Origin of the sequence: Pontibacillus yanchengensis Y32, from assembly GCF_000770635.1 — a bacterium.
GTDB classification, from domain to species: Bacteria; Bacillota; Bacilli; order Bacillales; family BH030062; genus Pontibacillus; species Pontibacillus yanchengensis.
In genome coordinates, this window is the sequence record NZ_AVBF01000002.1 from 142,407 (window position 1) to 153,601 (window position 11,195).

Genomic DNA, 11,195 nt, shown 5'->3' on the forward strand with positions numbered 1-11,195 from the left:
TCATCACTCCTCGTAGAATCCTTGACTCATATATCGTTCACTACTGTCTGGAAAAATCGTTACGATATTCGTTCCTGCTGGTGCTTTTTGGGCTTCTCGCATCGCTGCGACGAAAGCTGCTCCTGATGAGCTTGCTACAAGCAATCCTTCCTGTAATGCTAATCGTTTCGCTGCCGCAAACGCCTCGTCATCTGAAATCGTGTAGATTTCGTTGAACATGTTCACGTCCATATAACGAGGCAAAAACTCCATCCCAATACCTTCTGTTCGATGGGAACCAGGCTCCCCGCCATTCAGGATCGATCCTTCTGGCTCAACGATGACGTTTTTGACGCGCGGATTTTTTTCCTTCAAATAGCGAGATACCCCCGTAAACGTGCCACCAGTACCTCCACCAGCGACAAAAATATCGACTTGCCCATCCAGCGCATCGTATATCTCTGGTGCAAGCGTTTCGTAATAGGTTAATGGATTGGCGTCGTTATCAAATTGTTGGGGGCAGTACGCTCCCGTTATTTCTTCGCATAACTGCTTCGCTTTTTCAATGGCGCCTGTCATTCCTTTTGCCGTAGGCGTATTGACCACTTCAGCGCCTAGCGCTCTCATGAGCGTCTGCTTTTCCTGGCTGAATTTTTCCGGCGTTACAAATACCACTCGAAACCCTCGCCCAATAGCAGCGAGGGCTAATCCAATTCCTGTGTTCCCGGCGGTTGGTTCGATGATCGTTCCGCCTGGTTGAAGCTCCCCTGTTTGGAGTGCATGAGAGAGTAGTTTTTGGCCCAGGCGATCCTTCACACTACCGCCTGGGTTGAAATACTCTAACTTCGCAAATAGGCGGACGCCCTCTGGTACATCTACGTTGGTGAGTTCGATTAAGGGCGTGTTCCCTATTAACTGTTGAACACTTGTTACATAGTTCATCGCTGTCTACTCCTTATTGCTCTTCTGCAAATACCTGTGTCCATTCATCGCGTTTATCTAGCATTTCTTGAGCTAATCGTTTTGCTCCTTCAAGGCTATGGCTCGCCGCAAAGCCGCACTGGACTTCATTACACGCTGGCACCTCTGTCGCTTCTAGAACATCGTTTAGCGTATTCTCGATCACGCGAAGCATATTGTTATAGTCATCATCGTTTAAAAGGGCAATGTAAAAGCCTGTTTGGCAACCCATAGGACCTACATCTAGGACATGGTCATGATGGTTACGACTAAATTCAGCCATCATATGCTCTAAGGAATGGAGAGATGGCATATCCATGTGCTCCACATTTGGTTGCTTAATGCGAAAATCATATTTATAGACTTTATCTCCCTTTGTTCCTTCGGTGATGCCGACAAGTCGAACATAAGGTGCTTTGACTTTCGTATGATCTAGATTAAAACTTTCTACGTTCATTGGCATGAAAACCTCTCCTTTTTCGATAGGTTATTTTTTCTTCGCTACCATTAACCAAACATATGGATTGAGCTGCTCAAACATAACCTCAAAGCCATGGTTATGACAGATTCTTGTTAGCGTTGGAATATCGGAATAATGCTCGGTTGATAAATCCTCCGCTAGATTATGAAAATAAGACGCTATCGCCTTTTCAATCATATGACGCTTCGCCTTTTGCGATTCAAAAACGGTATCCGCGAAAACAATTACGCCTCCTGGAGCTAATAGCTTGCTATATTTCTCGATGGCTTCTTCCTTTTCTTCATCTGTTAAATGGTGAAACGCATACGAGCTTACAATCGAATGAATCGACTCAGCAGGAACAGTAAAATCGATAAAGTCCCCTTCTTGGATTTTCGCTTCCGGCACTTTAAGCTGACCAATTTTCAACATTTCCATCGAAGGCTCAATGCCAAATACCTGATGACCTTCATTGATCAATTTTCTCGTTAAATTCCCCGTACCAACCCCAAATTCCAGTACATTCGGACCGTTCGTCTTCGCAACAACAGCTTGCAATATCGCTTCATAGCCTTTAAATACCTCGCGATACTCTATATCGTCACCCGCTACGGTTTTATCATAAGACGCTGCCCACCCGTTAAATAAATCTATAAATTCCCTACCCATTTATCTCCACCTCATCAGGTTAATTTTTATAATTCCTATGAGTTTACTTGGTTTTTAGTTATTATAGTGAGTATAGCATAGGGTTTAAAAGAAAGTAAATAGGCATGAGCCCAGTTTTGACAGGGCGTGAGCTGCTTAGTGGCGGGGTTTTGTGGAGGGGATGTAGCGATGATTTGGTAAGATGTTCCTTGCGGTTGTGAGGGGTGCGGTTGAGGTGGAGAGCAGGGGCGCTGGGGGCCGGTCGCTCCTGATTTTCAAAAGTTGATCCTGATTTTGGATTCTCGCTCCTATTTTGAGAAAGTCGCTCCTGTTTTCGCATTCTCGCTCCTAATTCCAAAAAGTTGATCGCAAGCGCCCAAGCCGCACCCTTAAAAAGCATAAAACGCGCCAAAAAGTGAGATGAGCTAGGGGGGGATTTGAGCGACATTTTCGATTTATGAGCGGGATTTGCATTATATGAGCAACATTTCAAATTTATGAGCGGGATTTCCATTATATGAGCGACTTTGCCACATTTATGAGCGACCAGCCATCCGCGCCAAGCGCAGCGCCCGCACCACCTGGCGCACACCGCTGAGCAAACGCCGCACCCGCGCAACCCACGTCACCCAGCGCACCAACCCGCGCTCCCAAAACGCAAAAAAGGCATTGTCCATGACAATGCCTTCCCCACAAAACAACCTACTGTCCATAAATATGAACATACGGCTCTTCTTGCCCTGCTTTTCTTGAAATCAAGCTTTCCTGCCCGTTATGGGACTCGATGTTTACTTCTAGATCAAAGTAATTCGGGAAATTCTCGACTATGATGGAGTACACGTACTGGGTTAACCCAATGACTTCGGTTTGTCCTTTGAATTCGATTGGGATGGTGATCGTTAACTCTCTTAGCTCATCCTCTACATAGAAGCCTTTTCCTACTACGCCGATGTAATTCGGGAAGTATTCGGCTACATCGTTTTGGAGGTCGCTAATGAGGCTTGCATCTTCAGGGTGGGCTCCACTGGCTTCTTCGGACGGGAATAATACGTGATCTTCTTGTATCGTTTCCCATGCTCCAACTTTCATGTCGCTTCCTTTTACGTTTGTTTTCGCGACAAAGTTACCTGGAACCATGGCTCCTTTTTCTTCTTCCCGGTAGATGGCAAACATAATTGGGACATCCTGAAGGTCTTCCATTTTGCGCAGGCGCTCCAGAACCGTCTGGGCGATTTGCTTCCCTTCTTTTAGCATCTCTTCAGTTGAGATGTCCTCATATAAGACGGGCCCGCCAATTTCCTCTTGGAACTGATACTGGGATTTCATCGCCAATCCGATGGTCATCCCTTTTAGCTGCACGACGTCGCCTTCTTCATTTTTCTTCAAGTAATCCTGCTCGAGAATATGGGATAGATACTTCGGATTGTTCCGAAGCGCTTGTTCCCCAGCATCCTCTTTCACAGATGGATTTAGACCGTTTGGGGTGCCGTTTGTTTCGGCATCGTTTTTCGCACGGTCGAGCCAATCGTATAAAATGTCATCCGTTAAGTATTGGCCTTCCTGGAAAAAGTAATTCTTAGGGTCAAAGACACTTTTCGCATGACGGCGCAACCCAACTTCCATTTCTTTAATATCAAATCGGTTCGCCATCTGATGGGTGATGACGCCGCGTGATTTACTTGGCTTATATTTTTCTAACGGACGGTAGTAGTCCTCGGAAATGCTGTACTTTGGAACGATAGCTTTCTCTTGTTGATTTTTCTCTGTTGTCTCAACGCCCACTTCTTCATTCTTCTCATAGGCCGGAGCGCATCCTGTCCCTAACACAAAAAGGCTCAACATCAACAATGCGATCCGCTTCATGTTTCTCCACTCTCCCTATTGGTTTAACGCTTCGATAAAGCGTTGTTCATCCCAAATCTCAATGCCTAGTTCTTGAGCTTTGTCAAATTTCGAACCAGCGTCTTCCCCAGCAATCAATAAATCAGTCTTCTTGCTGACGCTGCTTGTCACTTTTGCACCAAATGCTTCGACTCGCTCTTTAATTTCAGAACGGTTATACTCCTCCATTTTACCAGTAATAACCACGGTTTTCCCATTAAAAATTGAATCTTCTGCGGCCTGACTTTTCTTTTGTCCTAAGTACTCCAGGTTCAAGCCGAGTGCTTTCAGTTCTTGTATGAGTTCCAGTACCTGTGGTTTTTCAAAATAGCGTACGACCGAGTCGGCTAGTTTTTCGCCAATTTCGTAAATCTCAATCAGCTCGTCGTAAGTAGCCTGGCTGAGGCGCTCCATCGTCTCAAATTCCTGCGATAGCGTCTTGGCAGCTTTCTCACCTACAAAACGTATGCCTAGTCCGAATAACAGTCGTTCCATGGAGTTCTCTTTCGAGGCTTCAATCGCATTCAGTAAATTGTCTGCTGATTTCTCCCCCATACGCTCTAATTCAAGCAAGGCCTCTTTTTCTAGTTTATATAAATCGGCGATGGTATGAACCAAGTCTTCGCGGAAAAGTTGCGCTATCACTTTTTCCCCTAGTCCATCAATGTTCATCGCGTTTCGAGATACAAAGTGAATGAGCGCTTCACGCAGTTGAGCTGGACAGTTCGGATTCAAGCAACGAAGGGCTACTTCTTCCTCTAAATGCTCCAGTTCACTACCACATTCCGGGCACGTTTCTGGCATGAAGTATTCCTCTTCATCGCCTGTTCGCTCATCAAACACAACGCGCACGACTTCTGGGATGATGTCGCCAGCTTTTTTGATGACAACGGTATCGCCAATGCGAATATCCTTCTCGCGAATCAAATCTTTGTTGTGCAAGGAAGCTCTTTTGACCGTCGTACCTGCCACTTTTACCGCTTCAAGGACAGCTGTTGGAGTTACAGCCCCCGTTCGACCAACGCTCAACTCGATGTCAGTAATTTTTGTAATCGCTTCTTCGGCAGGGAATTTGTAGGCAACGGCCCAACGAGGGTTCTTGGCTGTAAAACCGAGCTCCTCTTGTTGGTCGAGATTGTCTACCTTAATGACGATGCCATCGATTTCGTAATTCAGATTCTCGCGCGCTTCTGTCCACGTGTTTACATAAGTGATTACATCCTCGATGGTCGGGCATTTCTTCCACTCAGGATTCGTCTTAAAGCCGAGCTTCTGCATGTATTCCAGGCGTTCACTATGAGATTCCAGTTCCCCTGCATCCCACTGACCTACGCCATATAGAAAAATATCTAAATTACGACTGGCGGCAATTTTCGGATCCAGTTGACGGAGCGATCCTGCTGCTGCGTTACGTGGGTTGGCAAATGGCTCTTCTTCCGATTCCTCTCGAGCTTCGTTTAGTGCAATAAACGACCTGTGTGGCATAAACGCTTCGCCACGCACTTCAATCGTTTCTTCCTCTTTAATGCGGAGAGGGATACTATTGATGGTGCGAAGGTTTTGGGTAATATCTTCCCCTGTCGTACCGTCGCCACGGGTTGCGCCTTGCGTGAATACGCCGTCTTCATAGCGCAAGGAAATAGCGAGGCCATCAATTTTCAGCTCACAAACATAGCTCACATCTTCATCGACGCCTTCGCGGACACGTCGGTCGAATTCGCGCAGTTCTTCTTCATTGAAGGCATTGCCAAGGCTGAGCATCGGTATCGTGTGCTGCACCTTTTGGAACGCATCCAAAGGCTCCCCTCCCACACGCTGGGAAGGAGAGTCGGATGTGACAAGGTCAGGATGTGCTTCTTCTAACTTGAGTAATTCCTGCATTTTCATGTCGTATTGATAATCGGAGACAGAGGGTTGATCCAATACATGATATTCATGATTGTACTGTTCTAACTCTTCTCGTAAGGATTTGATTTGCTCGATTGCTTCTTCTCTATTCATGCACTCACCTCAGTTACGCTTTCGATATAGGAGCGAATTTCGCTAGAACACGCTTTACGCCGGTTGGCGCTGGAAATGCGATGTCTAGTTCCATGGAGTCGCCTTCCCCTTTTACGTTGACGACTGTACCTTCGCCCCACTTTTTATGTGACGCTTTGTCACCTGTTTTCCACTCTAGGCTCTCGCCACCTGTTCCGGCATTCTTTTTCATCGTGGTTGCTTTACGCTTTGGTTGTTCTTGAGATTGTTTGCTATTAGTAAACCCGGACGGAGCTGGATCATTAAATCCTCCACTAAACGGCGAACTGCTTTGCTGATTGCTTTTGCCGTCTCGGCCTTCGATCAACTCTTGTGGAATCTCATCGATAAAGCGACTCATCGGATTCATATTGGTTTTACCAAATAGGGTACGCATTTTGGCATGTGTTAAAAATAACTGTTGCTCCGCTCTTGTAATACCTACGTACGCAAGACGACGCTCTTCCTCCATCTCTTCTTCGTCCATGAGGGAACGACTGTGAGGGAAAATGCTTTCTTCCATGCCAATAAGGAACACGACTGGGAACTCCAGCCCTTTGGCAGAGTGAAGGGTCATGAGCGTTACTTTATCATCTGCGAATGGATCGTCATCCGCCTGGTCAATATCCGCAACGAGTGCTAAATCCGTTAGGAAGCTAATTAAACTCTTATCTTCATTATTCTCTTCAAAGTTTTTTGTAACCGATAGAAATTCATTAATGTTCTCTAGACGACTTTGCGCCTCTAAACTGTTATCCCGCTTCAACATTTCTTCATACTCTGTTTGTTTCAAAACATCTTCCACCAAGTCAGTCGCAGATAGGAAGTCTTGTTGCTGGGTCCAGTTTTTAATCATTTGCCCGAATTGCTTGAGGGCTGCCGTTGCCTTTTTGCTTAGGCCAACAAACTCCACTTCGCCAACCGCTTCATACATGGAAATATCATGACGAGCCGCGTACATTTGCAGGTTTTCTAGTGATGTTTTTCCGACACCACGCTTTGGCTCGTTGACGATACGCGAAAAGCTAATGTCATCATTTGGATTGGCAACCAAACGTAGGTAGGCTAACAGGTCTTTGATTTCTTTACGGTCGTAGAACTTCGTACCGCCAATGATTTGATACGGAATGCCCGCTTTTACGAACGTTTCCTCAATTGTACGAGACTGCGCATTGGTACGGTATAACAGCGCGAAGTCCTTATAATTGAACTTCTTGCCGCGAACGAATTCTTCGATCCGATTGGTAACAAAAAGTGCTTCATCACGCTCAGATGGAGCCTGATAATACTGAATGCTCTCACCATCATCGTTATCGGTCCAAAGATTTTTTGGCTTACGGCCTGAGTTTAATTGAATGACTTCATTGGCTGCGTTCAAAATGCTCTTCGTGGAACGATAATTTTGCTCGAGCATGATGACCGTTGCACTTGGATAGTCTTTTTCAAAGGACATGATATTTTGAATGTCTGCTCCGCGCCACTTATAAATCGATTGGTCCGAGTCACCTACAACACAAAGGTTTTGGTAGCGACTTGCCATTAGCTTAACCAGCTGATACTGGGCGTGGTTTGTATCCTGATACTCATCGACGTGAATATACTGGAACCTGCGCTGGTAATACTCCAGCACCTCTGGAAGACGATCAAATAGCGTTAACGTCTGCATGATGAGATCATCAAAGTCTAGCGATTGGTTTTTGCGCAATGTTTTTTGATACTTTTCATATACCTTTGCAATTTGCTGTTCGTAGTGATTGCCTACTGTTTTCCCAAAATCCTCTGCTGTTTTCAACTCGTTTTTGGCACTACTAATCGCACCAAGCATCGCACGAGGGTCGTACTGCTTCGGGTCCAGGTTCAAATCTTTTAATATTTGTTTAATAACGGAAAGCTGATCCGTCGAGTCTAAGATAGAAAAATTACGATCGATGCCGATACGGTCGATATCGCGACGCAAAATGCGCACGCACATGGAGTGGAATGTGGAAATCCACATATCATTGGCTTCTGGTCCAATAATATCAGCGACACGATCTTTCATCTCACGAGCTGCTTTATTCGTAAACGTGATGGCTAGTACATTTCGTGGGGACACATCTTTTTCCCCTAATAGATACGCAATTCGATGGGTAAGCACACGAGTCTTGCCACTCCCTGCTCCTGCCATAATCAATAGCGGGCCATCTGTCTTTTTCACTGCTTGCTGCTGCTCTTTATTTAAACCTTTTAGTAAGTCATTCGTTAACGGGCTCAAAGGAGACACCTTCCTTTACTCTCGTTCTTTTACGGCCTTCACCGTTTTGAGTGCTGCTTTCTTATTTTCATATATTAAGTTTCCGACGATAACGACATCCGCATACGCCTTCATTTCCTTCGCCTGTTCCTTGGACTGGATTCCACCACCGTAAAAGAGAAGCGTGTCCTTTAAGGCGTGGCTCACTTTTTCCACAAGTTCAGGGTTGCCGTATGTTCCACTGTATTCCATATAAAAAATCGGCAGCTTAAACATATTCTCTGCCATTTGCGCGTATGCCACTACATCTTCATCATCTGGCATCGTGCATTCCGTTCGTTGATAGGCCTTCGCTTCCGGGTTTAAAATACAGTACCCTTCGACCATGATTTCATCCCAGTCCATAATCTCGCCGTATTCTTTTACAGCTTGATGATGGAGATCCATCACCCATTTCTTATCCTTACTATTTAATACGGTAGGGACAAAATAGTAATCATAACCAGGAGTAATCGATTCTAAATTGGAAATTTCTAAAATAACCGGAACCGTATAGCGGCGAATGCTAGCTAGCAAGGACAGTACTTGATCTAGCGTAACACCATCGGTACCCCCGACCATGATTGCGTCTGTTCCTGATTCGCATATGTCTTCTAAATCCTTATCAGCTATCTCTTTATTGGGATCGAGCTTAAACACGTGCTCCCATTGGTTCATATCATACATGATGTGATCCTCCGTTTTCGTTTTCCATCTATACATTATACCAAAAATCGACACGTCATATGAACGGGAAGTTGTTGTTTTTAAGCTAGACTTGTGAATTAAAATCCGCTATGCTACTATTAATAAGCAAATAAATATTGAATCATATGATGACGGAAAAATAGTACTTCCCCCCTCTTCACACAAGCGATCTAGGGACGGTGAAAGCCTAGAGAACGGCGGAAGGAAACGGCATTCCCGAATATGCACACATAAAGTGGATGCGTTAAGCATCAATCAGGGTGGAACCGCGGGTAAAAACTCTCGTCCCTGGGATTAGTGATAGTCCCAGAGACGAGAGTTTTTTCTGTCTCAAGGGGCTACAAATTGTTGGAAACATAAAGGAGGAAATTACTATGTCTAGCAGTATGGAGCAACTAGTATCACACGCGAAGCATCGTGGATTTATTTTTCAAGGTTCTGAAATCTACGGTGGGCTTGCGAACACATGGGATTATGGTCCACTTGGCGTGGAACTAAAGAATAACTTAAAGCGTGCGTGGTGGCAAAAATTCATCCAGGAAAATCCGATGAACGTTGGATTGGATGCAGCGATTTTAATGAACCCGAAAACGTGGGAAGCGTCTGGTCACCTTGGTAACTTTAATGATCCAATGATCGACTGTAAAGACTGTAAATCCCGTCACCGTGCTGACAAATTGATTGAAAACAAACTAGAAGCTGAAGGCAACGAAATGATTGTCGACGGCCTTCCGTTTGATGAAATGAGAAAGCTGATCGACGAGCACGATATCGCTTGTCCAACATGTGGAGCGCAGAATTTCACAGGCATCCGTCAGTTCAACCTGATGTTCAAAACCCATCAAGGTGTAACAGAGGATTCCACAGATGAAATTTTCCTACGTCCAGAAACGGCACAAGGAATCTTTGTAAACTTCAAAAACGTACAGCGTTCCATGCGTAAGAAGCTTCCTTTTGGTATCGGCCAAATCGGAAAAAGCTTCCGTAACGAGATTACGCCAGGGAACTTCATTTTCCGTACCCGTGAATTCGAACAAATGGAAATGGAATTCTTCTGTAAGCCAGGCGAAGAGCTAGAGTGGTATGAATACTGGAAGAACTTCTGCCATGGCTGGTTAACATCTCTAGGCATTACCGAGGAAAACCTTCGCTTACGTGAGCATGAGTCTGACGAGTTATCTCACTACAGTAACGCGACTACAGACATCGAATATAAATTCCCAATGGGATGGGGCGAGCTTTGGGGCATTGCGTCTCGTACGAACTTCGACCTTACCCAGCATGCGGAACATTCTGGCGAGGACTTCCAATATATCGACCAAGAAAACAACGACCGCTATATCCCATATGTCATCGAGCCTGCCCTAGGTGCAGACCGCCTGGCGCTATCCTTCCTAGCTGATGCGTATCAGGAAGAAGAGCTTGAAGATGGATCTTCTCGTACGGTTATGAAGTTCCACCCAGCTGTCGCACCATACAAAGCAGCCGTGTTCCCACTTTCCAAGAAGCTTGGCGAGCAAGCAAAAGAAGTGTTTGCTGATCTAAGCAAGCATTTCATGGTCGACTATGACGATGCTGGCTCCATCGGTAAACGCTACCGCCGCCACGACGAAATCGGAACACCATTCTGCATCACCTATGACTTCGACTCTGAAGAGGATGGTCAAGTGACTGTACGTGACCGCGACACAATGGAGCAGAAGCGTATGAACATCTCTGAATTGCGCAGCTTTTTAGAGGGGAAAATTGATTATGAATAGTGTGAGGGATGCCCAATCTTAGGATTGGGTATTTTTTTGTGCTGGGGTGCGGCGGGTGGCGCGGGGTGATGCTGGATTTGGGGGTGGTGCGGGGTTCGAGGGAGAGTACAGCGTGCGGGCGTGCGGCGCGGGGTTCGGAGCATTTTTTGGGATTTGCGAGCAGAATCTTGATTTTCGGAGCAACTTTTCCGATTTCCGAGCAAAATCCTAAATTTCAGAGCAAAATTCCGAATTTGCGAGCATCCGCCCATCCCCGACCACCGCCACCAGCGCAAAAACAATCCTCCAACTAGAGAGCATCATTTGCGGTGCTGGGCCGCGTGCGGCGCGGGGCTTCGGAGCATTTTTTTCGATTTGCGAGCAGAATCTTGATTTTCAGAGCAACTTTTTCGATTTCCGAGCAAAATTTCAAATTTCGGATCATATTTTCAAATTTGCGAGCATTCACCCACCCCGATCCAGTCAAGTCCTTAACATTGTGTAAAAGTATCCATGATGTTTTCAACTT

General features: G+C 45.6%; 9 protein-coding genes. 1 reads left to right on the forward strand and 8 read right to left on the reverse strand.

Going from position 1 to position 11,195, the window contains the following annotated elements; translation table 11 throughout:
• Positions 1-3 precede the first annotated feature (3 nt).
• The 7 genes from N782_RS01605 to pcrB form a co-directional block, all read right to left on the reverse strand.
• Complete coding sequence (locus N782_RS01605; RefSeq protein ID WP_036815513.1) at positions 4-921, reverse strand: PLP-dependent cysteine synthase family protein; 918 nt, start codon at positions 919-921, stop codon at positions 4-6.
• A gap of 13 nt (positions 922-934) precedes the next feature.
• Complete coding sequence (locus N782_RS01610) at positions 935-1,402, reverse strand: S-ribosylhomocysteine lyase (protein WP_036815514.1); 468 nt, start codon at positions 1,400-1,402, stop codon at positions 935-937.
• A 24-nt stretch (positions 1,403-1,426) separates the two neighbouring features.
• Positions 1,427-2,068 carry a class I SAM-dependent DNA methyltransferase gene (locus N782_RS01615; RefSeq protein WP_036815515.1) on the reverse strand — a complete coding sequence of 214 codons (642 nt, stop codon included), beginning with the start codon at positions 2,066-2,068 and terminating at the stop codon, positions 1,427-1,429.
• Positions 2,069-2,749: 681 nt separating this feature from the next.
• On the reverse strand, positions 2,750-3,910 hold the full coding sequence (locus N782_RS01620) for a CamS family sex pheromone protein (protein WP_036815516.1): 1,161 nt from the start codon (positions 3,908-3,910) through the stop codon (positions 2,750-2,752).
• Positions 3,911-3,925: 15 nt separating this feature from the next.
• On the reverse strand, positions 3,926-5,929 hold the full coding sequence (gene ligA / locus N782_RS01625; protein WP_036815517.1) for an NAD-dependent DNA ligase LigA: 2,004 nt from the start codon (positions 5,927-5,929) through the stop codon (positions 3,926-3,928).
• Positions 5,930-5,942: 13 nt separating this feature from the next.
• Positions 5,943-8,201 carry a DNA helicase PcrA gene (gene pcrA, locus N782_RS01630; protein ID WP_036815518.1) on the reverse strand — a complete coding sequence of 753 codons (2,259 nt, stop codon included), beginning with the start codon at positions 8,199-8,201 and terminating at the stop codon, positions 5,943-5,945.
• Between the two features lie 15 nt (positions 8,202-8,216).
• A complete protein-coding gene (pcrB, locus tag N782_RS01635; RefSeq protein WP_036815519.1) occupies positions 8,217-8,906 on the reverse strand; it encodes a heptaprenylglyceryl phosphate synthase in 690 nt (229 codons plus the stop codon).
• 395 nt (positions 8,907-9,301) lie between these two features.
• On the opposite strand from pcrB, the gene N782_RS01640 reads away from it, so the two are divergent.
• The gene (locus tag N782_RS01640; RefSeq protein ID WP_036815520.1) at positions 9,302-10,687 is read left to right on the forward strand and encodes a glycine--tRNA ligase; all 1,386 of its coding nucleotides are present in this window, start codon (positions 9,302-9,304) and stop codon (positions 10,685-10,687) included.
• Between the two features lie 289 nt (positions 10,688-10,976).
• On the opposite strand, the gene N782_RS21905 is transcribed toward N782_RS01640, so the two are convergent.
• A partial coding sequence (locus tag N782_RS21905) for a hypothetical protein (RefSeq protein WP_237582312.1) occupies positions 10,977-11,195 on the reverse strand: 219 nt, incomplete at its 5' end.

Bases quoted from the DNA above. Each gene is read 5' to 3' on its own strand.
- N782_RS01605 (WP_036815513.1), bottom strand. From the start codon at position 921: ATGAACTATGTAACAAGTGTTCAACAGTTAATAGGGAACACGCCCTTA.
- N782_RS01610 (WP_036815514.1), bottom strand. From the start codon at position 1,402: ATGCCAATGAACGTAGAAAGTTTTAATCTAGATCATACGAAAGTCAAA.
- N782_RS01615 (WP_036815515.1), bottom strand. From the start codon at position 2,068: ATGGGTAGGGAATTTATAGATTTATTTAACGGGTGGGCAGCGTCTTAT.
- N782_RS01620 (WP_036815516.1), bottom strand. From the start codon at position 3,910: ATGAAGCGGATCGCATTGTTGATGTTGAGCCTTTTTGTGTTAGGGACA.
- ligA (WP_036815517.1), bottom strand. From the start codon at position 5,929: ATGAATAGAGAAGAAGCAATCGAGCAAATCAAATCCTTACGAGAAGAG.
- pcrB (WP_036815519.1), bottom strand. From the start codon at position 8,906: ATGTATGATATGAACCAATGGGAGCACGTGTTTAAGCTCGATCCCAAT.
- N782_RS01640 (WP_036815520.1), top strand. From the start codon at position 9,302: ATGTCTAGCAGTATGGAGCAACTAGTATCACACGCGAAGCATCGTGGA.